The sequence below is a fragment of the Serratia sp. 22264 genome, from assembly GCF_052045345.1.
GTDB classification, from domain to species: domain Bacteria; phylum Pseudomonadota; class Gammaproteobacteria; order Enterobacterales; family Enterobacteriaceae; genus Serratia; species Serratia plymuthica.
Genome location: NZ_JBQEOY010000001.1, coordinates 925,045 through 945,222, shown reverse-complemented (window position 1 = coordinate 945,222; position 20,178 = coordinate 925,045). Strand labels below are relative to the sequence as shown.

Below are 20,178 nucleotides of genomic sequence, written 5' to 3'. Positions count from 1 at the left end.
GTCTTTAGAGAAAATCATGCACAAAACAGATGAACTGCGGACCGCGCGCATCGACAGCCTCGTCACGCCGCAAGCATTGGCGGAAAAGCTGCCGATTTCGGCGGACATTGCCGATAGCGTGACAGCGTCACGACAACGAATTGAAAAGATTCTTACCGGCGAAGATCGTCGCCTGTTGGTGGTTATCGGTCCCTGCTCCATCCACGATTTAGACGCCGCCATCGATTATGCCGGCCGTCTGAATGCGCTGCGCATTCGCTATCAGGATCGCCTGGAAATCGTGATGCGCACTTATTTTGAAAAGCCGCGCACCGTGGTGGGCTGGAAAGGCCTGATCTCGGATCCGGCGCTGGATGGCACCTTTCAGGTAAATCGCGGCATCGAAATGGCACGCCGACTGTTACTGGAAGTCAATCAGCTCGGCCTGCCGACCGCCACCGAATTCCTGGACATGGTGGTCGGCCAGTACATTGCCGATTTGATCAGTTGGGGCGCCATCGGCGCACGCACCACCGAAAGCCAGATCCACCGCGAAATGGCGTCTGCGCTCTCCTGCCCGGTGGGCTTCAAGAACGGTACCGACGGCAATACCCGCATCGCCATTGACGCCATCCGCGCGGCGCGCGCCGGCCACATGTTCCTGTCGCCGGACAAAAACGGCCAGATGACGATTTATCAGACCAGCGGCAATCCCTACGGCCATATCATCATGCGCGGCGGCAAGACGCCGAACTACCACGCCACCGATATCGTTGCCGCCTGCGACAGCCTGCGCGAATTTGAGCTGCCGGAGCATCTGGTTATCGACTTCAGCCACGGCAACTGCCAGAAACTGCATCGCCGCCAGTTGGAAGTGGCCGAGAATGTCTGCCAGCAGATCCGCGCCGGTTCCGCCGCCGTCACCGGCGTGATGGCAGAAAGTTTCCTGGTGGAAGGCACACAGAAAATCGTTGCCGGCCAACCGCTGACTTACGGTCAGTCAATCACCGATCCCTGCCTGAGCTGGTCCGACAGCGAACAGCTGCTGGCCATGTTGGCCGATGCGGTGGATACCCGCTTCTGAACCTGTTCTCCGGGGTGGCAGCACCCCGGTTTTTCAACGTTCCCTTCTCTCATCTATACTTAGCCAATCAAGCCCGCAGACGCTTTAAATCGCGCCCCTGCCAACAGGATGTGGAGTTTCCTGCATGAGCCATTCACTGTTATCCATCCCTTGCGTCACTCTGCAAGGGGAGCACAAAACTCTGGGCGACTTTCCCGCTCGTGCTTATCTGGTGGTTAATACTGCCAGCAAATGCGGCTTTACTCCGCAATACCGTGGCCTGGAAAACCTGTGGCAGTACTATCGGGATCGCGGCCTGATGGTGTTGGGGTTCCCTTGCAATCAATTTGGCGCACAAGAGCCGGGGGATCCGCTGGAGATCGCCAATTTCTGTACGCTCAACTACGGCGTCAGCTTCCCGCTATTCAGCAAGGTGGAGGTTAACGGCCCCGGCGCGCATCCGCTGTTCAACGAATTGAAACGCCTGGGGCCAGGGGTGCTGGGCAGCAAACGCATCAAGTGGAACTTCACCAAGTTCCTGCTGACCGCCGACGGCCAGCGGGTGAAACGTTTTGCGCCCATTACCAAACCTGAGCGTCTGTTTGACCGCATCGAAACCCTGCTGAAATAACCCCTTACTTTGCGGTTCGGGCATGCCCGAACCGCTCCGCCGACCCTTCTTTCAAAAAGGTTCCATCGGTAAGAAAATTTTCCTTGATGTAACCTTTCGTTCGCATGATAATGATTATCAATATGATATTAATTACCATTTAATGGTCTGTTTTATAAACAAATGACGATGGATAATCACAATAACACCCCGCATGGCAAAACTGCCCCCGGTGCTGAACGCAGCCTGATCTCGCCTCCTTGCTACGACAGCGCGCAGTTGCTTGATGCCGACGGCGTAGCGATCATCCTCCATCAGGGCCAGCGTTACCAACTGCGGCAGACCAAGGCCGGGAAATTAATCCTGACCAAATAATCCCTTATTCTTCAACGCCAGCCACCCCGATCGCTTCGATCCAGGCAGCCAGCAAATCTATTGATATGTTTAAAACATATGGAGAGTTGCGACATGCCTCTACCCTCTTACACCCGGCAGCGTTTATCCGCATTGAGTCTGGCGATTGCCTGCGCTCTGCCGACGGTGACTTTTGCACAAGCTACCAGCACAGTTTCTTCTTCTGCCGCCACCCCGGCAAAAACCGAGAAAACCGCCGAAGACGCCATGACCGTTGTCGCTACCGGCAACGCACGCAGCAGCTTTGAAGCGCCGATGATGGTCACCGTGATCGAAGGCAATACGCCGGAAAGCCAGACTGCGTCTACCGCAGCCGATATGTTGCGCCGGGTACCCGGTATCACCGTTACCGGTACCGGCCGCAGCAACGGTCAGGACATTATGATGCGTGGCTATGATCGCCGGGGTGTACTGACGTTGGTGGATGGCATCCGTCAGGGAACGGATACCGGACACATCAATGGCACCTTCCTCGATCCCGGTCTGATTAAACGCATTGAAGTCGTCCGCGGTCCGGCCGCCCTGCTGTATGGCAGCGGCGCACTGGGCGGCGTGGTCGCCTATGAAACGGTCGATGCCGCCGATCTGCTGCTGCCAGGCCATGACACCGGCTTCCGGGTCTATGGTACCGCCGGCAGCGGCGATCACAGCCTGGGTATGGGCGCCAGCGCCTATGGCAAGACCGACAATCTCGACGGCCTGCTGTCGTTCGGCACCCGCGACGTCGGCAATTTGCGCCAGGGCAACGGTTTTGACGCGCCAAACGATGAAACCATCAACAACCTGTTGGCCAAAGGTACCTGGACTCTGGACGAAAACCAGTCATTGAGCGGTAATCTGCGTTACTACAACAATCGGGCGCAGGAGCCGAAAAACCCCCAGGAACCTGCCAGCTCCAGCGGCAACCTGATGACCGACCGCTCCACGATCCAGCGCGACGGCCAGCTCAGCTACCGCCTGAAACCTGTTGGCCAGGAATGGCTGGATGCCGAAGCGAAAGTGTATTATTCCGATGTGGAGATCAACGCTCACACTGACGGCAGTGAAGATGAAGCGCGCAAGCAAACCACCCGCGGTGTAAAACTGGAAAACCGCACCCGTTTGTTTGCCGATACCTTCGCGTCGCACCTGTTTACCTATGGTTCGGAAGCGTATAAGCAAGAACAGACGCCGGGCGGTGCGACAGAAAGCTTCCCTCAGGCGAAAATCAACTTCGCTTCCGGCTGGCTTCAGGACGAAGTCACCCTGCGCGACCTGCCCATCACCCTGCTTGCAGGCACACGTTACGATAACTACAAAGGCTCCAGCGACGGCTATGCGGATGTCGACGCCGACAAATGGTCGTCACGAGGGGCAATCAGCATTACGCCAACCGACTGGCTGATGGTGTTCGGGTCATACTCCCAGGCGTTCCGGGCGCCAACCATGGGGGAAATGTATAACGACTCCAAACATTTCTCGATCCCCATGGGCCCGACTACCCTTACCAACAACTGGGTGCCAAACCCCAATCTGAAGCCGGAAACCAACGCAACTCAGGAATACGGCTTCGGCCTGCGTTTTGACGATTTGCTGCTGGCGGACGACAGCCTGCAATTCAAAGCCAGCTATTTTGACACCAAGGCCAGAGATTACATTACTACCGATGTCACCATGGAGTTGGGGCGTGGCCCGCGTGGCCCCTATTGCATCAGTTGCACCACTTTCTCGACCAATATTGACCGCGCAAAAATCTGGGGCTGGGACGCCATGTTGAGCTATAAAACGGCGATTTTCGGCTGGGATCTGGCTTACAACCGCACTCGCGGCAAGAACGAAGCCAGCGGCGACTGGTTAAACAGCATCAACCCTGACACCGTGACCAGCACGCTGGATATCCCGTTGGGTGAAACCGGCCTGTCGACCGGTTGGGTCGCTACCTTCGCCGAGCGCGCCACTCGTGTGGAAACCGGTACCGCCGAGCAAGGCGGCTACGGCGTCAACGATTTCTACCTGAGCTATAAAGGCCGCGAACGCCTGCAGGGCGTCACCACCACGGTAGTGCTGGGCAACGCCTTCGATAAAGAATATTACTCGCCGCAGGGCATTCCGCAAGATGGCCGCAACGCCAAACTGCTGGTCAGCTATCAGTGGTAACCTTTTGAATACGGCGGGCAAGTCGATTGCCCGCCGCGTGAACCACACACAGGAGCACAACCGATGAGCAACAACTTATACGCCAGTTACCAGCAGGCAAAAATTGATAATCCCGGCAAATACGCACGCGATCTGGCGGAACTGCTGGGTGTCAGCGAAGCGGAACTGACCCATGCCCGCGTGGGTGAAGACACCCGCCGCCTGCAAGCCAACGCACGTACCCTGCTGACCGAGCTGGCACAGGTTGGCGTCACCAAGTCCATCACTCGCAACAGCTATGCGGTGCATGAGCAAATGGGCCGCTATCTTAACCAACACCTGAACGGCCACGCGGGGTTAATTCTTAACCCTCGCGAGCTGGATTTACGCCTGTTCCTCAACCAGTGGGCCAGCGTATTTGCCATGAGCGAAACCAACAAACGCGGCGTACGCCACAGCATTCAGTTCTTCGATCATCAGGGCGATGCCTTGCATAAAGTGTATACCACCGAGGAAACCGATCTGGTGGCCTGGATGGCGCTGGTCGAGCGCCACCTGAGCACAGAAAACCCGGTGCTGGCATTGAAGGCGGCAGCCCCTACGGTCAGCAACGCCGCACCGGACGCCGAAAAAATCGACCGGGAATGGCGTGAGATGACCGACGTTCACCAGTTCTTCCAACTGCTGGGCCGCCATAAGCTGACGCGTCAGCAGGCCTTCCGCGCCGTCGGCAACGATCTGGCGTACCGGGTGGATAACAACGCCTTGGCGCAGTTGCTCAATGCCGCGCACGGCTTGCAGAACGAGATTATGATTTTTGTCGGCAACCGAGGTTGCGTGCAGATCTTCACCGGCCAGATCGAGCGGCTGATGCCGCAGGAAGGTTGGATTAACGTGTTTAACCGCCGCTTCACGCTGCACCTGATCGAAGGCGCTATTGCAGAAAGCTGGATCACCCGCAAACCCACCAAAGACGGCTTCGTCACCAGCCTGGAACTGTTCGCCGCCGACGGCACGCAAATCGCCCAACTTTACGGCCAACGTACCGAAGGCCAACCGGAACAAACCCAGTGGCGCGAGCAGGTTGCCGCCCTTGAACCCAAGGACATTGCCGCATGAAATCTTCATTGTCCCGTCGTCTGACGTTGTGCCTTGCGCTGGCCTTGCCGTTCACCGCTGCGGCGGCGGAACGTATTGTCTCGATAGGCGGTGACGTCACCGAAATTGCCTTCGCCCTTGGCGCGGGTGATGAGCTCGTGGCACGAGACAGTACCAGCCTGCAGCCGGCGTCCGTGAAACCCTTGCCGGATGTCGGGTATATGCGTCAACTCAATGCCGAAGGCATTCTGGCGCTGAAACCCACGCTGGTGCTGGCCACCGAACTGGCTGAACCTGCGCTGGTGCTCAAGCAGTTGGAGGAAAGCGGCGTGAAGGTGGTGCGAATTCCCGGCGACACCACTTTGCAGGCGGTGCCGGAAAAAATCGCGGTCATCGCCCAGGCGCTGCAACGCACCGACCAGGGCAAACAACTGAGCGCCCGTTACCAACAACAGCTCGCACAGGTGAACACGTCTTCGTTGCCGATCAGGGTGTTGTTCGTCATGAGCCACGGCGGCATTACGCCGATGGCCGCCGGGCAACATACCGCCGCCGATGCGGTCATCACCGCCGCAGGGTTGAAGAATGCGATGCAAGGATTCAACCGCTACCGCCCGCTGTCGCAGGAAGGCGTGATCGCCAGCGCGCCCGATCTGTTGCTGGTCACCACCGATGGCGTCAAGACCCTCGGCGGTCTGGAGCAGCTGTGGAAACTGCCAGGCATTGCCCTCACGCCTGCCGGCAAAAACCACCGTGTGTTGGTGGTCGACGACATGGCGCTGCTGGGCTTTGGGCTGGAAACGCCGGCGGCGCTGGCCAAACTGCGTAATGCGGCGGAGCAAAAGTAATGCCCGGTCGCATTTCTCCGCGCGTGACCATTGCCGGCCTGTTGGTGCTGCTTGCGCTATTGGCGCTGGGTGCCGCCAATATGGGCGCGCTGACGCTGTCGTTTCGCACCCTGTGGCAAGCACCGTTCAGCGATACCTCTTGGCATATCTGGCTAAACATCCGCTTGCCGCGTGTGCTGCTGGCGGTAGTCATCGGCTGCGCACTGGCGGTGTCCGGTGCCGTCATGCAGGGGCTGTTCCGCAATCCGCTGGCCGATCCCAGCCTGTTGGGCATCAGTAGCGGCGGTGCGCTGTTTGTCGCGCTGATTATCGTTATGCCTCTGGCCCTGCCGCCGGTAATTGCCTTGTATGGCAACATGCTGGCGGCTTTCCTCGGCAGCCTGCTGGTGTCACTGCTGATCTACGGTATCAGCCGCAGCGGGCACGGCAGCCTGTCACGCCTGTTGTTGGCGGGGATCGCCATCAACGCCCTGTGCATGGCGGCCATCGGCGTGCTGTCTTATCTCAGCAACGATCAACAACTGCGTCAGTTTTCATTGTGGATGATGGGCAGCCTGAGCCAGTCACAATGGCCAACGCTGATCGTATCGGCCTCGCTGATCCTGCCGGCGGCCCTGCTGACGCTGTTACAGGCGCGCTGCCTGAACCTGCTGCAACTGGGCGATGAAGAGGCGCACTATCTCGGCGTGAATGTCCAGCGAGCCAAACTGCAACTGCTTCTGCTCAGCGCATTGTTGATTGGCGCGGCGGTGGCGATGAGCGGTGTCATTGGCTTTATCGGCCTGGTGGTGCCGCATTTGGTGCGCATGCGGCTCGGCGGCGACCACCGCTGGCTGCTGCCCTGCTCCGCGCTGGGCGGCGCCTGCCTGCTGCTGGTCAGCGACACGCTGGCACGGACGCTGGTGGCGCCGGCGGAGATGCCGGTCGGGCTGATGACCAGCCTGATTGGCGGGCCTTATTTCTTATGGCTGGTCATGCGCCAGCGGGAGCGTACGGATGGATAACGCATCAAGCCTGACGGCACATCAGCTGCGTTACAGCCTGGGTTCGCGTCGGTTAGTCAACGATGTCTCGCTGAGTATCGCCAGCGGCGAAATGGTGGCGATTATCGGGCCGAACGGCGCGGGGAAATCGACGCTGCTGCGCCTGTTAACCGGCTACCTGTCGCCGAGTTGCGGGGAGTGCAAACTCCTCGGACTGCCGTTGGATCAATGGCAGCCGCAACAGTTAGCCAAAGTACGCGCGGTGATGCGTCAGCACAGCGATCTGGCCTTTCCGTTTACCGTCGAGGAAGTGGTCAGCATGGGCAGGTCACCGCACGGCAAACGTCATGTGCAGCAAGCGGTACAGCAGGTGATGGCGCAAACCGATTGTCTTGAACTGGCCCAGCGGGATTATCGCCGCCTTTCCGGCGGTGAACAGCAACGGGTACAGTTAGCCCGCGTGCTGGCGCAGCTTTGGCAGCCGCAGCCCTCGCCTTCCTGGTTGTTCCTGGACGAACCCACCTCGGCGCTGGATCTCTACCACCAGCAGCATACGCTGAGGTTGTTGCGTTCACTGACGCGGCAACAGCCCATTGCGGTGTGCTGCGTACTGCACGATCTGAACCTGGCGGCGCTGTATGCAGACCGTATTTTATTGCTGCATCAGGGGCGTTTGGTTGCCGTGGGCACGCCGCAGGAGGTATTGCAGGCGGATATTCTGACCCGCTGGTATCAGGCCGATTTAGGCGTGGTACACCACCCGGAAGTGGCGCTACCACAGGTTTATCTGCGTCAGTGAACGGTCGCCATGCCTGTTCACACTTCAGCCAGGCGGCGTGTTGGCGCGCAGCATGCCGCGCCCACGTTAGCCTGCTGCCATGTGAAACGCGGCAGGTATTTCAGCTCGAGCAGGAAATCTCCAGATGCTTACCCCAATCCGGCGGCAAAGCGGCAAGATCGTCGTATTCGGCCGCATCGGCGAACGGCGTCAGCAACGCCTGATGCAGGCGCGCCAGCTTGCTGACATCATCCTGCTCGGCACTCTCTATCGCCTGCTGCGCCAAATAATTGCGCAGGATTAATTTGGGATTTGCCGCCTTCATCGCCTGCTGCCGTTCACTGTCGCTCACCTGCTCTTGCTGCAAACGCTGCCGATATTGCTGATACCACGCGTCGAATGCGCCGCGATCGATAAACTCATCCCGCAACGGCGACTGCGCCTGTTGCTGTTCAGTCTGGCTCAGCAAGCGGAAAGTTCGGGTATAGTCACGCCCCTCTTGCGCCATCAGGCTCAACAGCCCGGTCAGCAGATCGTTATCCTGAGTCGACTGGGTGAAAAAACCGAGTTTGGCGCGCATCTGTTCCCCATAGGCTCGCATCAACGCCGGTTCATAGGCCGCCAGCGCCCGCTGCAACTGCTCGGTGGTCATCAACCCGGACAGCGCCTGCGCCAGCCGGTGCAGGTTCCACAGCGCAACCGCAGGCTGATTATCAAAGGCATAACGCCCCTGATGATCCGAGTGGTTACAGATAAAGTCAGGTTTGTAATCATCGAGGAAAGCGTAAGGGCCATAATCGATGGTGATGCCAAGGATCGACATATTATCGGTGTTCATCACGCCGTGAGCGAACCCGACGGTCTGCCAATGCGCGATTAAGCGCGCAGTGCGTTCAACAACGTCAATAAACCAGGGTAAATAGCCGTCATCGTGATCCTTCAACTGCGGCCAATGGCGGGCGATCACAAAATCGGCCAGCTGTTGCACCTGCTCCGGCTGTTTGCGGTAGTAAAAATGCTCAAAATGACCGAAGCGCACATGGCTTTCCGCCACGCGCAGCAACATCGCCCCACGCTCTGGCTGTTCACGGAAAACGGGCTGTTCGCTGGTCACCAGAGTCAACGCGCGCGTGGTCGGGATCCCCAGATGGTGCAATGCCTCAGAGGCCAGAAATTCACGGATCGCCGAACGCAATACGGCACGCCCGTCGCCCATCCGCGAATAAGGCGTTAGCCCCGCGCCTTTCAGGTGCCAGTCCATGCTGCGGCCATCCGCCAGCTTTTGCTCGCCGAGCAAAATGCCGCGGCCGTCGCCCAATTGCCCAGCCCACACGCCAAACTGGTGGCCGCTGTACACCTGTGCCAACGGCTGCATACCAGGCAGCAGCCTTTCACCCGACCATATCGGGGTCTTGTCCTGGGTAAACCAGCTTTCGTCCAACCCCAGCTCTCGCGCCAGCGGCTCACTGTGATACAGCAGGCGAGCGCCCTTCAGCGGTGTGGGTTTCAATTCGGTATAAAAACCGGGTAACTGGTGGTGATAAGCATTTTCAAACTGCGGCATAGGCCCTCCGTATCCGCTTAGTGTAGAGCCTGGGCGTGCGGATTAACACAGAGGAAATGCAGGGAAAACACCTCTGTCGAGAACCCAGGCAGAGGCGGAGGATAGGCGTTTGCGTCAATAGGGTTTAAGCGCCTTATTCTGCCGATGAATGGAAGGCTTTTTCAGCGAGAAATTCATGATAAATAACAGAGGAGGAATCACAGCAAAAATCATCCGATCCATTATTACTCTGAGGTGGGCGGCGCTATCGATTATTGTTATTGAACTCTTCAGGCGTACCCCGCAAAGCGGCCAGATTATCCACACCAACGCTGGGCCATAAAAAACCCTGCAACCCCAAAACACCGGCATGCCTGAGCTTATTAAAATACTCCTTCTTCTCTATGCCGCAGACAATCACCCCCTTGCACAGCAGGTTGATATTCTTTAATAGCGAGTCTATGACTACGTCATATCCCTGGTGGGTAAACAGCTGCCAGTAAAAATGTTTGTCGATTTTCACATAGTCGAACAGGCCGTCATACAATGCGTTCAATGTCGCCTGCCCCGAACCAAAATTATCCAGCCACAGGGTGAACATTTCGCTTAGCCGGCTGACCTTGGTATTGTTCTTTCCCGCCGAAAGATTCGGAAAAGCCTCACTGATCTCAAATGCAATAAACGACCACTGCCGTAGGCGTTGACACAGCAGCTCGTCAGTGAGGATCGCATCGACAAGGGTTTCTTCGATATTGAGGGTCAACAGCACGTCGTGCTCGATAAACCAACTGGCATATTGCTCCGCCAGTCTCAATTGCTCATTAAATAACTCAATCCTTTGATCAGGGGTCAATAACGTAATCCCAATGTCAGCCGGCATAGCTAAATCACCGTCCAGGCTATTGAAACGGCATAAAATTTCCACCGCCAGCAGCCTGCCGTCCATTGAGTAAACAGGTTGAAAAACATAGCTACTAATAAAGTCAGCTTCGAATTGAATTTTCATTTTAATGCCACAGGCAGAATGGCGAGCAGCTCATCGTATATCAATATATTTTATCGATCAATCCCCCTGGGATTAATCGGAAATATCAATGTAATTACCAATAAGTTATCATTTAATTGATAGATTAAAGCTATGCGTAGTTCGAAAAAAAATGAATAAAAAACAATTTAACTTATGACAAAATCAGAACAAAATGAATGAAACTGAGAGGCATTTAACTTAGGTGATAGAGTAATGCTTAAAATTTGACTTATCTCCATTGTTTTAATTAAAGAAATTCCTATCAGCCTGGAAACCTGTCCTTTGCACTCAACGCAATTACGCCCCAATTCCCTAACAACTGATTAAATTTAATAACACATCAATTCACTGCGCTATTCTCAGCATTGAAACAACCAAAAAAATGCCCACCTTGATTTTTATCGAATTTATGCTGAGCCTGCATTTACGACTTTTTTGACGATGAGATACAACAACAAAGTAGGTGCCACACGGCGTGAAAAAGGATGAGTTGCCTCATCCCAGGATAGTCGCAGCCTGAATGTTATTTAATCGTCTCGGCCAACCATTGCCGCAGTTCAGCCAACTCGGCGGCATGATCGGGAAACTGCGCGAGCAAACTATCGCAACAACTTGCCACAGCCTCACTGCGGTAGGCGCATCCCACCAGCCTCTGCGCCAACTGTTGCAACGGCGCAGGGTTAAGGCTATCGGTAAAAATCTGCGCCCGGTCAATGGCCCCCTTTTCCACATCAAAGAAGATATCCACCCCGCCCCAGGCAAAGCGCTCATTCAGCAAATGGCTAAATGCAGGCGCTTTGCCGAAATTCCATTCCCAGCTGCTTTGTCTGGCGAACTGGGCGGCAAAATCCGGCAGATCCGGATACACATCCGGAGAGATGATTTCCGCCCTGGCGGTATCGTCATAATGGTCAAAGAATGCCTGAGTCACGGCATCGCATATCTGTTGGTGGTTGATATCGGGCCGGAACTCCGCCAGGTTGGCGACGCGAGAACGTACTGAGGTGATGCCCTTGGCCTGCAATTTCTTGGGGTCCGGGTTGAGGTAGTCCGCCAGACGGTTTAGATCGGCGTTCAATAATAACGTGCCATGGTGAAACCCGCGATCCTGAGTTTCACGGTAGGCCGAGCCGGATATTTTACGCACGCCCTCTGCGGTGTCGATCACCAGATCATTGCGCCCTGACGCCGTGGCGGAGATCCCCAGTTGAGCCAGTGCCGCCAGAATAATGCCGGTGGACACGTTTTTATCGTAGCCGGGTTTACCTGCCATAAAGGTAAAACAGGTATTGCCCAGGTCGTGAAATACCGCTCCGCCCCCGCTGCTGCGCCGCGCCAGCCGGATCCCATCTTGCTCCATCCGTCGGGTGTTGCACTCTTTCCACGGGTTCTGCGACTGGCCAATGACCACGGTTTCGGCGTTGCGCCATAAGAACAGGATTTTCTGCGTGGTCATCTCGCGGAAGATGCACTCTTCCACGGCCAGATTGAACCAGGGATCGTAGGAGTCGGAAATCAGTAAACGTAGGCTATTCATGGCGGTCACCGTTAAGGATGTGATGCCGCCATGATACACCGAATCAAAGGGTTAAGGTTAAATGCGCCGCGCCTGCCAATAGGCTCGCTTCCAATAGACATTGTCCAGCGAGGAACGAATGACGCCGCGGCTGGTTGAGGCATGGATAAATTGATCGTTGGTATCGTAGATACCCACGTGTAAACCATTTTCACCCGCGCCGGTTTTGAAAAACACCAGATCGCCCGGCATCAATTCATCACGCGAGACTTTGGTGCCGAGCTCGGTTTGCTCTTCGGTAGAGCGCGGCAATTGCATATCGAAACGGTCACGGAAGGTGCGATAGACAAATCCTGAGCAGTCGACGCCGCCGCGATCCATCCCGCCATAACGATATGGCGTGCCGTACCATTGCCGCAGTTGCTCGTTCAATTGAGCCACCACCACGATCGAGTCGGCCAACCGGCCGCTTGGCGGCGGCGCATGGCTGCTGCAACCGGCAAGAATTAAACTGGCTAATAAAAACCAAACACGCATCCGCATAATATCCCTTCATTGAACCCGTTGCCGCATCATGCCGCCCGGTCAACCACACCGCCAGCGAGGCAAAGTCGGCACCACGTTAGGAGAGAGCTATTTGGCGCTAATTTATCTCCCGCATGGGGAAAAAGGCAAGCGCTGTGAAGGAGATAATCGCGTTGACGCCAATTTTTGCGCTATTGGGCCGTTTTTACCCCAGCCTTGCTGTTAATCAGCCACACCCCAAACAGGATAAACAGCGTTCCCAGCGTTTTCAGCAGGGTAGCGGATTCATTAAACCAGGGCAGGATCACCGCAGCCAGATACACCAGCGCATAGCTGACGCTCAACAGCGGATAAGCGCGATTGAGCGGCAAATGATGCAGCGCAAAGAACCAGCACAGCATCGACAACGCATAGCCAAAGATACCGCAACCCACAGCCAGCAGCGGCAACCAGTAATGCATGAGCAGCGCCAATGTCACGTCGGCGAACGACATCAGCGGGATCTGCGCCATGCCCCACTTCATCAACAGTTGCGCCAACGTCACCAACAATACGCTGGCAGCGCCCCAGGCATAGCCCCTCATGGGTGTACACTCATCAACAGGATCCCCAGCATAATGGACGCTACGCCACACCAGTGGCGCAAGGTGGTCGGTTCCTGAAACAGCCAGCGGGCCGCCAGCGTCACCAGCACAAAATTCAGGCTGAGCATCGGGTACGCCAGGCTGAGCGGCAAACGTTGCAACACGTTGAGCCACACCGCCATGCCGGCCCCCAGCAGCAACACCGCCAGCGCCAACCAACGTAGCGTCGGCCCTCGTCTGACGTCCGGCGGCAATTGCCAGCACAGAGCGGCCTGTTTCTGGCACAACTGCCCACCGCAGGTGAGCAGGCTGACCACAATCACCAACAGGTAACCGATCATCATGGTTGCTGTCGATACCAAACCAGCGCCAGGCGGTTCATCTCAACAATCTTGTCTGCGGTCGGTAAGTTTTTCGGCACGTGATCCCCTCTCGACAATTGCAATACCAGCGAGACATCGCCCTGCTTGCGCGCCTGTGCCAACCACTGAGGGAAATCTTCATCGCTGATGAAATGGCTGCGGGCATCCGGGTAGTCCAGACCATAAGACACTTCGCCCTTTTCGCTGAACATCAGCACATCGCTGCGCTTCAGTTCCCAGGCCAGGCCGGCGGCGACCCCTGCGCTGTCTGTCAGCACATAGCGGCTATGGCTTAATTCTGCCATGTTCACCCGCGCGAAGTTTTGCGGCAACTTGGAATCGGTCACCTGTTGCGGAATCGCATAGCCAATCAGCAGGCACAGCAGCAACGGACAGGCGGCAGCCCAATGCCAACGGCGTGCATTATCACGCACCGACACCACGGCGAACACTAGCCACCCGGCAAAGGCGATAATGCCGATCACTATCTTCGGCCATTCCTGGGCGCTAAACAAATGCACCTTGGGCAACAGACCAGTACCGATAATCAATAGCGCCAATACGCCGATCGCGCCAAACAACCCGTTCAGCAGCGCATTGACTTTGAATGCCTTGCTGCGCAGTGCCGCCGCATAATCCTCGGCATAAGCCGCCATCAACAGCGCCAGCGGCGCCATGCACGGCAGAATATAGGTCGGCAGCTTACCCTTGGCGATGCTGAAGAAGATCAGTGGCATCACTACCCAACTGAGCAGGAAGAACAGCTCCGGGCGATTGATGCGTTCACGCCAGCCCTTGATCAGCGCCCCTGGCAGCAGCGCCGCCCACGGCAGCACCCCGGCAAACAGAATCGGAATGTAGTACCAGAACGGTGCCTTATGCTGCGCATTGTCCTCGGCGAAGCGCTGAATATGCTCCACCCAGAAGAAGTAATTCCAGAAGTCCGGTTCTCGCTGGGCAATGGCCAGCGCCCAAGGCAGGCTGAGCAACACCGCCACCACTATCGCCACCGGGCCGTAAATAAGAAGATCTTTGATCCGCCGTTGCTGAATGACAATCGGGATCACCGCAATCACCGGCACAGCCAGCGCCAAGAACCCCTTGGTCATAAAACCCATGCCGCAGGCCAACCCCAGCAGCGCGTAACCGCCCAGCTTGCCTTTGACCGTGGTGGCTTTCAACGTCAGGTAATAGCTGACCATCGCCGCGGTCAGCCACAAGGCGATCATCGGATCCAGTACGCTGTAGGTACCGATGCTGAACACCAGTACCATCGACAGGAAAATCAGTACCGCCAGGCTGGCGCGGCGCGCATTGCGCCACATCAGCATCGCCAGCGCAAAGACCAACAGCGCAGTCATGCCGGTGCTGAATACCGAGCCGAAACGCACCGCAAAGTTGGTCTCGCCAAACAGCCATTGGCTGATGTTGTTAAACCAGTAACCGGCTACCGGTTTTTCAAAATAACGCAGGCCAAGCAGATTGGGCACTACCCAGTCGCCGCGCTGCAGCATCTCGCGGCTGATTTCGGCATAGCGGGTTTCATCAGGCTGCCACAGCAGGCGCCCATTGAGGGGAATCAGGTAAACCAGAGCAAAAAAAATGGCCAGCAAGATGGCCCATGATCCTTTTAGCGCCTTCATGAATCGTCCTTCACATCGGTTTGACAACCCAGCCAACCTTCGCGGCCGGGGAAAGGAGCGCGCTTGATGCGGCCCAATGGCAATGAAGCCAAATCGTGCGGCAGCAGTTCGCTTAACGGACAGAATGCTATGCCCTGTCGTTGCGCGCGCTGCAGTAACTGTTCGAACATCGCGGCCTGCGACATCCCTTCCACTTCGGTATGAATGGTATACACCGGCACGCCCTGGTCGTTTTCAATGGCTTGCAGAATGTAATCGTTGAAGTCGGCCATACTGACTTCACTGCCAATCACCTCGTCAAATGTAGGTAACGTAACCGGGATCTGCACGGTGCCGAGCCGGCCATCGCTTAACTGCGGGCGGAATGGGTGGGTGCCGCGACAGTCGCTGTTGTAGTGAAAACCAAAACGCTGCTTCACCTCCAGTACCCGCGTATCCGCACGCCAGCCGGCGACCGCCGAGCATTTTACCGGCTGGCCGGTACTGGCGGTTAGCGCATCCACGCCCCGTTGAACCTGCTGCGTCAGTTGCGCCTCAGACCAGCGGCCGACGTTCGCCTGCCAGCCCTGATGATCCCACGCGTGCAGTCCCACTTCATGCCCGGCCTCGGCGGTACGTTTCATCAACGGCCCCAGAGTGCGGGAAATATTGCGCCCCGGCCAGGCGGTACCGGCCAGCAGGATATCCCAACCGTACAGTGACGCGGCGTTCGAACGCAGCATTTTCCACAGGAATTTCGGACGTAAAAGGCGCCATAAATGGCGCCCCATATTGTCCGGTCCTACGCTGAAGAAGAAACTGGCCTGAATACCGTACTTGTCGAACAGCTCCAGCAACTGCGGCACCCCTTCCCGGGTACCGCTGAAGGTATCTACATCAACTCGCAGACCGACTTTCTTCATTCACCTTTACCTTCCTGAACGGTAGTGCGCAGGAAGTAATCCAACGTGTCTGCAACGGTCTGCTGCATCGCAATGGTCGGCTGCCAACCCAGCAGGCGGCGGGCATTCTTGATGCTCGGCGTACGGTGCTCGACGTCCTGATACCCTTTGCCGTAATAGCTGCTGCTTTCTACATCCTTGAAACCGGCAAACGGCGGGAAGCTGTCGCGCAACGGGTGATTGTTGAAACTCTCGAGCAACATTTCCGCCAGTTCACGGATGCTGGCCTCATTGGTCGGGTTACCGATATTGACGATCTGACCGTCACACAAACCGTCGCGGTTTTCGATAATGCGGAACAGCGCTTCGATACCGTCGTTGATGTCGGTAAAGCAGCGTTTTTGCGCCCCGCCGTCCATCAGTTTGATCGGCGAACCTTCCACCAGATTGAGGATTAACTGGGTGATAGCGCGTGATGAACCGATACGCGCCGCATCCAGATTGTCCAGGCGCGGCCCCATCCAGTTAAACGGACGGAACAGCGTGAACTTCAATCCTTCCTTGGCGCCGTATGCCCAGATCACCCGGTCCAGCAACTGCTTGGACACCGAGTAAATCCAGCGCTGTTTGTTGATCGGCCCGACGATCAGACGCGAATGGTCTTCATCAAATTCTTTGTCATCGCACATGCCGTACACCTCGGAGGTGGACGGGAAGATAATGCGCTTATTGTATTTCACGCAGTCGCGGACGATTTTCAGGTTTTCTTCGAAATCCAACTCGAATACGCGCAGTGGGTTGCGGGTGTATTCGATAGGCGTCGCAATGGCCACCAGCGGCAACACCACGTCGCATTTCTTGATGTGATACTCGATCCACTCGGAGTGGATGCTGATATCCCCTTCCACAAAGTGGAAGCGCGGGTTATCCAGGAAACGGCTGATGGCATCAGAGCCGATATCCAGACCGTAAATGTCGTAACGATCGTCACGCAGCAGGCGTTCGGTCAAGTGATTGCCGATAAAACCGTTAACGCCCAGGATCAACACGCGAGTTCTGCGCTTCATGACTGCATTCGGCTTGGCGGCCAGGCGCACATCGGCCACGATGCCCATTTCCTGCGCCAGGCGGCTACCCTGCACGTACAGACCGGACTCGTTTTGCCCGGCAACGATTTCCAGCGCGCCTTCACCACAAGCGATGATCAGCGGCGAGGTGCTAAGCACTGTGCCCGGTTGTTTATCATGCTGGGCATCCAGCACGCGGGCACGCCAGACGATCAGCTTACGTTGGCCGAGGTAGCTGAATGCGCCCGGGTAAGGCTCGGTGACCGCACGGATCAGGTTGTTGATTTCCTGCGCGGATTTATGCCACAAAATTTCACCGTCTGCGGCTGTGCGGCGGCCAAAATAGCTGGCGTCGGCTTCATTTTGCGCAGTGAATGAGGCGGTACCGTTTTTCAGTTTAGGCAGTTCGTCTTTCAGCAGCGCCTGTGCCGCCTCCAGCACTTTTTTGTGTAACGTCAGCGCCGTATCGTCAGCGGCGATCGCCACTTTACGTTGACCAACGATATCCCCGGCATCCGGGCGTTTGACCATTTTGTGCAGCGTGGCGCCGGTTTCGGTTTCGCCGTTGACCAGCGCCCAGTTCACCGGTGCACGGCCACGGTAGCGCGGCAGCAACGAACCGTGCAGATTGAACCCGCCAAGCGGTGCCAGCGACAGGATCTCATCGCTTAACAGGTTGCGGTAATAGAATGAGAAAATAACGTCCGGTTGCATCTGACGGATGCGCTCGATCCACAACGGGTGGTTAACGTCTTCCGGCGCATAGACCGGCAACTCCAATTCAGCGCCTAAACGGGCTACAGAGGAGAAGAAGTTGTTCTCACCAGGATCGTCGGTATGCGTGAATACCGCCTGAACGTCATAGCCTGCGTCAGTCAGCGCTTTCAAACCCGCGCAGCCAATATCATGGTAAGCAAATACAATAGCTTTCATCATTCTTCTTCCTGAGTATTGTGAACCGGCTGTTCACCGACCACTTTCTGAACAAAATAACGAGGGCGAGCGCGTACGTCGGTATAGATACGACCTATGTACTCGCCCAACAGACCCATGCCGACAAATTGAGCACCGATAAAGGTAAACAGCACCGCAAACAGCGTGAACACCCCACCGCCCGACCATTCGGGCCCCATAATCAAACGCAGGGCGATCAGCACTACCGCCAGCACAAAACCCGAGAGCGCCACCACGCTGCCTACAACGCTGAGCAAACGCAGCGGTGTCGTCGTCAGGCAGGTGAGCAAGTCGTACATCAGGTTAATCAACTTCATCAGGCTGTATTTGGAATCGCCAAACTCGCGTTCGGCGTGCAGCACGTCGATTTCGGTGGTCCGCCGGGCGAAGGTGTTCGCCAGGATCGGGATAAAGGTGCTGCGTTCGTGGCAGTTCAGCATGGCTTCGATAATATGACGGCGGTAGGCGCGCAACATGCAGCCGTAATCGCCCATCGATTTGCCGGTGGCACGTTGGATCATCATATTGATAATGCGTGAGGCGCTTTTGCGGAACCAGGAGTCCTGGCGGTTGGCACGCACGGTGCCCACCACGTCATAGCCCTCTTCTGCGACCCGTACCAGGCGCGGGATCTCTTCCGGCGGGTTTTGCAAATCGGCGTCCAGCGTAATCACCAGATCGCCGCTCACCTGATTGAAGCCGGCCATGATCGCCGAGTGTTGGCCGTAATTACGGTTCAGCAAAACGGCAATCACGCAGCTGCCCGGCTGCTCTGCCGCGGCGGTCAGCATATCGGCTGAGTTGTCGCTGCTGCCGTCATCGACCAGGATAATTTCATAAGGTTGAGTCAGTTGTTTACAGGCGGCGGTAGTACGCTCAAGCAAGGCAGGCAAACTTTCCTGCTCGTTGTATACCGGGATCACCACCGAAACTTTTTTTATCGGTTCAACGCGAGACACGTAACGACTCCACAACAGAAGATAAGGCATTGACCACGCGATCAACATCGCCGTCGGTCATATCAGGGAATAACGGTAAGGTGCACAGACGCGCCGAGTTCCATTCGGTGTTCGGCAACGACAGCTGCGGATAACGTTCGCGGTAGAATTTCTGGGTATGGGCAGCGCGGAAATGCAGGCCGGTACCGATGCCTAACGCTTTCAGGCGCTCCATCAGTTGGTCGCGATCGATGCCGCAACGTTCGGCATCAACGCGCACCATAAACAGATGCCAGGCGTGATCATGCGGGTAATCAGGCAACCCCAACGGCTGGAAAGGCGAACCTTCCAGCGCGGCCAAATAACGTTGGGCCAACGCTTTGCGACGGGCGTTCAACTGCGGCAGACGAGCTAACTGCACGACCGCTATGGCCGCGTGAATATCCGAAAGGTTGTATTTGTAGCCCGGTTCCACCACCTCTGCCTGCGGCTTGCGCCCCAGCTGTTGGCGATCGAAGGCGTCAACCGCCAGTCCGTGGAACTTCAGGCAACGTACGCGATCGGCCAGCGCATCGTCGTCGGTGGCAATCAGGCCCCCCTCGGCACAGGTCAGGTTTTTAATCGCATGGAAGGAAAAAATTGCCGTGCCGCGTGCGCCGACCCACTCGCCGTTGTAACGGGTACCCACCGCATGGGCAGCGTCTTCGATCAGAGGGAGGTTGTGGCGCGTTGCCACATCGCGCAAAGCGTCCATCTGCAGCGGCGCACCGGCGTAATGAACCGGGACAATGGCTTTGGTTTTAGCCGTAATGGCCGCTTCGACATCGGCGGCACTGACCATCAGCGTATCGCGATCAACATCAATCATCACCGGCGTCGCGCCAAGCAATTCAATCATATTGAGGGTGGAAACCCAGGTTTGCGAGGGCGTGATAACCTCATCACCCGGGCCAATGCCCAGCGCCATCAGGGTGATGTGCATGCCCGCAGTGGCGGAACAAACGGCTATGGCGTGTTTACATCCGAAGGTGGAGCAGAATTCGTTTTCCAATTGCTGATTCTGCGGGCCGGTGGTGATCCAGCCGGAGCGCAATACCTTTTCTACCGCTGCGACCTCTTCATCGCCAATGGCCGGGCGAGAAAAAGGTAAAAATTCATCCATAGTTAACCCCAAACTCATCAAATTTCTTTAATGACACTGTAGATCTCTTTCATTTAACGAATATTAAACACCAGAGAGAATCGTTCCT

The 20,178-nt window shown here is 56.6% G+C and carries 19 protein-coding genes; 8 read left to right on the top strand and 11 right to left on the bottom strand.

What is annotated here, in order from left to right:
- Nucleotides 1-16 precede the first annotated feature (16 nt).
- From ACTJJ1_RS04640 to ACTJJ1_RS04605, 8 genes are all read left to right on the top strand, one after another.
- Nucleotides 17-1,063, top strand: coding sequence for a 3-deoxy-7-phosphoheptulonate synthase (locus ACTJJ1_RS04640; protein ID WP_004943674.1), 1,047 nt, complete (start codon nucleotides 17-19; stop codon nucleotides 1,061-1,063).
- Between the two features lie 124 nt (nucleotides 1,064-1,187).
- The gene (locus tag ACTJJ1_RS04635; protein WP_004943671.1) at nucleotides 1,188-1,673 is read left to right on the top strand and encodes a glutathione peroxidase; all 486 of its coding nucleotides are present in this window, start codon (nucleotides 1,188-1,190) and stop codon (nucleotides 1,671-1,673) included.
- A gap of 162 nt (nucleotides 1,674-1,835) precedes the next feature.
- Nucleotides 1,836-2,027, top strand: coding sequence for a hemin uptake protein HemP (hemP, locus tag ACTJJ1_RS04630; protein ID WP_004943668.1), 192 nt, complete (start codon nucleotides 1,836-1,838; stop codon nucleotides 2,025-2,027).
- A 93-nt stretch (nucleotides 2,028-2,120) separates the two neighbouring features.
- Nucleotides 2,121-4,202 carry a TonB-dependent hemoglobin/transferrin/lactoferrin family receptor gene (locus tag ACTJJ1_RS04625; RefSeq protein ID WP_004943664.1) on the top strand — a complete coding sequence of 694 codons (2,082 nt, stop codon included), beginning with the start codon at nucleotides 2,121-2,123 and terminating at the stop codon, nucleotides 4,200-4,202.
- Between the two features lie 63 nt (nucleotides 4,203-4,265).
- Nucleotides 4,266-5,300: a hemin-degrading factor gene (locus ACTJJ1_RS04620; protein WP_440832556.1), complete on the top strand. Its 1,035-nt coding sequence runs from the start codon at nucleotides 4,266-4,268 to the stop codon at nucleotides 5,298-5,300.
- Nucleotides 5,297-6,127, top strand: coding sequence for a heme/hemin ABC transporter substrate-binding protein (locus ACTJJ1_RS04615; RefSeq protein ID WP_421416612.1), 831 nt, complete (start codon nucleotides 5,297-5,299; stop codon nucleotides 6,125-6,127). Before ACTJJ1_RS04620 ends, ACTJJ1_RS04615 begins: the two co-directional genes overlap by 4 nt.
- Nucleotides 6,127-7,131, top strand: coding sequence for a FecCD family ABC transporter permease (locus ACTJJ1_RS04610; RefSeq protein ID WP_122289093.1), 1,005 nt, complete (start codon nucleotides 6,127-6,129; stop codon nucleotides 7,129-7,131). Before ACTJJ1_RS04615 ends, ACTJJ1_RS04610 begins: the two co-directional genes overlap by 1 nt.
- A complete protein-coding gene (locus ACTJJ1_RS04605) occupies nucleotides 7,124-7,909 on the top strand; it encodes a heme ABC transporter ATP-binding protein (RefSeq protein ID WP_020438914.1) in 786 nt (261 codons plus the stop codon). The genes ACTJJ1_RS04610 and ACTJJ1_RS04605 overlap by 8 nt, the downstream gene beginning before the upstream one ends.
- Nucleotides 7,910-8,009: 100 nt before the next feature.
- Here ACTJJ1_RS04605 and ACTJJ1_RS04600 read toward each other — a convergent pair whose 3' ends face one another.
- The 11 genes from ACTJJ1_RS04600 to arnB form a co-directional block, all read right to left on the bottom strand.
- Nucleotides 8,010-9,452 (bottom strand): protein adenylyltransferase SelO, encoded by a 1,443-nt coding sequence (locus ACTJJ1_RS04600; RefSeq protein WP_202290920.1) that lies wholly within the window; start codon nucleotides 9,450-9,452, stop codon nucleotides 8,010-8,012.
- A 244-nt stretch (nucleotides 9,453-9,696) separates the two neighbouring features.
- On the bottom strand, nucleotides 9,697-10,437 hold the full coding sequence (locus tag ACTJJ1_RS04595) for an EAL domain-containing protein (RefSeq protein WP_004943640.1): 741 nt from the start codon (nucleotides 10,435-10,437) through the stop codon (nucleotides 9,697-9,699).
- A 544-nt stretch (nucleotides 10,438-10,981) separates the two neighbouring features.
- On the bottom strand, nucleotides 10,982-11,995 hold the full coding sequence (locus tag ACTJJ1_RS04590; RefSeq protein WP_004943637.1) for a lipoate--protein ligase A: 1,014 nt from the start codon (nucleotides 11,993-11,995) through the stop codon (nucleotides 10,982-10,984).
- A gap of 57 nt (nucleotides 11,996-12,052) precedes the next feature.
- Entirely contained in the window at nucleotides 12,053-12,517 is a 465-nt protein-coding gene (locus ACTJJ1_RS04585; protein WP_004943635.1) for an NlpC/P60 family protein, read from the bottom strand.
- A gap of 173 nt (nucleotides 12,518-12,690) precedes the next feature.
- Nucleotides 12,691-13,083, bottom strand: a complete 393-nt coding sequence (gene arnF, locus ACTJJ1_RS04580) for a 4-amino-4-deoxy-L-arabinose-phosphoundecaprenol flippase subunit ArnF (RefSeq protein WP_004943631.1) — start codon at nucleotides 13,081-13,083, stop codon at nucleotides 12,691-12,693.
- Nucleotides 13,080-13,427 carry a 4-amino-4-deoxy-L-arabinose-phosphoundecaprenol flippase subunit ArnE gene (gene arnE, locus ACTJJ1_RS04575; protein ID WP_004943629.1) on the bottom strand — a complete coding sequence of 116 codons (348 nt, stop codon included), beginning with the start codon at nucleotides 13,425-13,427 and terminating at the stop codon, nucleotides 13,080-13,082. Before arnE ends, arnF begins: the two co-directional genes overlap by 4 nt.
- A complete protein-coding gene (gene arnT, locus ACTJJ1_RS04570; RefSeq protein WP_110605830.1) occupies nucleotides 13,424-15,088 on the bottom strand; it encodes a lipid IV(A) 4-amino-4-deoxy-L-arabinosyltransferase in 1,665 nt (554 codons plus the stop codon). Before arnT ends, arnE begins: the two co-directional genes overlap by 4 nt.
- Nucleotides 15,085-15,990, bottom strand: coding sequence for a 4-deoxy-4-formamido-L-arabinose-phosphoundecaprenol deformylase (arnD, locus tag ACTJJ1_RS04565; protein ID WP_004943624.1), 906 nt, complete (start codon nucleotides 15,988-15,990; stop codon nucleotides 15,085-15,087). Before arnD ends, arnT begins: the two co-directional genes overlap by 4 nt.
- A complete protein-coding gene (gene arnA, locus ACTJJ1_RS04560; RefSeq protein ID WP_440833599.1) occupies nucleotides 15,987-17,969 on the bottom strand; it encodes a bifunctional UDP-4-amino-4-deoxy-L-arabinose formyltransferase/UDP-glucuronic acid oxidase ArnA in 1,983 nt (660 codons plus the stop codon). The genes arnD and arnA overlap by 4 nt, the downstream gene beginning before the upstream one ends.
- On the bottom strand, nucleotides 17,969-18,949 hold the full coding sequence (arnC, locus tag ACTJJ1_RS04555; RefSeq protein WP_006324910.1) for an undecaprenyl-phosphate 4-deoxy-4-formamido-L-arabinose transferase: 981 nt from the start codon (nucleotides 18,947-18,949) through the stop codon (nucleotides 17,969-17,971). The genes arnA and arnC overlap by 1 nt, the downstream gene beginning before the upstream one ends.
- Nucleotides 18,936-20,090, bottom strand: coding sequence for a UDP-4-amino-4-deoxy-L-arabinose aminotransferase (gene arnB / locus ACTJJ1_RS04550; RefSeq protein ID WP_440832551.1), 1,155 nt, complete (start codon nucleotides 20,088-20,090; stop codon nucleotides 18,936-18,938). Before arnB ends, arnC begins: the two co-directional genes overlap by 14 nt.
- Nucleotides 20,091-20,178 lie beyond the last annotated feature (88 nt).

Excerpts from the sequence above, each read along its gene's own strand:
- ACTJJ1_RS04640 (WP_004943674.1), top strand. The coding sequence starts at position 17 with ATGCACAAAACAGATGAACTGCGGACCGCGCGCATCGACAGCCTCGTC.
- ACTJJ1_RS04635 (WP_004943671.1), top strand. The coding sequence starts at position 1,188 with ATGAGCCATTCACTGTTATCCATCCCTTGCGTCACTCTGCAAGGGGAG.
- hemP (WP_004943668.1), top strand. The coding sequence starts at position 1,836 with ATGACGATGGATAATCACAATAACACCCCGCATGGCAAAACTGCCCCC.
- ACTJJ1_RS04625 (WP_004943664.1), top strand. The coding sequence starts at position 2,121 with ATGCCTCTACCCTCTTACACCCGGCAGCGTTTATCCGCATTGAGTCTG.
- ACTJJ1_RS04620 (WP_440832556.1), top strand. The coding sequence starts at position 4,266 with ATGAGCAACAACTTATACGCCAGTTACCAGCAGGCAAAAATTGATAAT.
- ACTJJ1_RS04615 (WP_421416612.1), top strand. The coding sequence starts at position 5,297 with ATGAAATCTTCATTGTCCCGTCGTCTGACGTTGTGCCTTGCGCTGGCC.
- ACTJJ1_RS04610 (WP_122289093.1), top strand. The coding sequence starts at position 6,127 with ATGCCCGGTCGCATTTCTCCGCGCGTGACCATTGCCGGCCTGTTGGTG.
- ACTJJ1_RS04605 (WP_020438914.1), top strand. The coding sequence starts at position 7,124 with ATGGATAACGCATCAAGCCTGACGGCACATCAGCTGCGTTACAGCCTG.
- ACTJJ1_RS04600 (WP_202290920.1), bottom strand. The coding sequence starts at position 9,452 with ATGCCGCAGTTTGAAAATGCTTATCACCACCAGTTACCCGGTTTTTAT.
- ACTJJ1_RS04595 (WP_004943640.1), bottom strand. The coding sequence starts at position 10,437 with ATGAAAATTCAATTCGAAGCTGACTTTATTAGTAGCTATGTTTTTCAA.
- ACTJJ1_RS04590 (WP_004943637.1), bottom strand. The coding sequence starts at position 11,995 with ATGAATAGCCTACGTTTACTGATTTCCGACTCCTACGATCCCTGGTTC.
- ACTJJ1_RS04585 (WP_004943635.1), bottom strand. The coding sequence starts at position 12,517 with ATGCGGATGCGTGTTTGGTTTTTATTAGCCAGTTTAATTCTTGCCGGT.
- arnF (WP_004943631.1), bottom strand. The coding sequence starts at position 13,083 with ATGAGGGGCTATGCCTGGGGCGCTGCCAGCGTATTGTTGGTGACGTTG.
- arnE (WP_004943629.1), bottom strand. The coding sequence starts at position 13,427 with ATGATGATCGGTTACCTGTTGGTGATTGTGGTCAGCCTGCTCACCTGC.
- arnT (WP_110605830.1), bottom strand. The coding sequence starts at position 15,088 with ATGAAGGCGCTAAAAGGATCATGGGCCATCTTGCTGGCCATTTTTTTT.
- arnD (WP_004943624.1), bottom strand. The coding sequence starts at position 15,990 with ATGAAGAAAGTCGGTCTGCGAGTTGATGTAGATACCTTCAGCGGTACC.
- arnA (WP_440833599.1), bottom strand. The coding sequence starts at position 17,969 with ATGAAAGCTATTGTATTTGCTTACCATGATATTGGCTGCGCGGGTTTG.
- arnB (WP_440832551.1), bottom strand. The coding sequence starts at position 20,090 with ATGGATGAATTTTTACCTTTTTCTCGCCCGGCCATTGGCGATGAAGAG.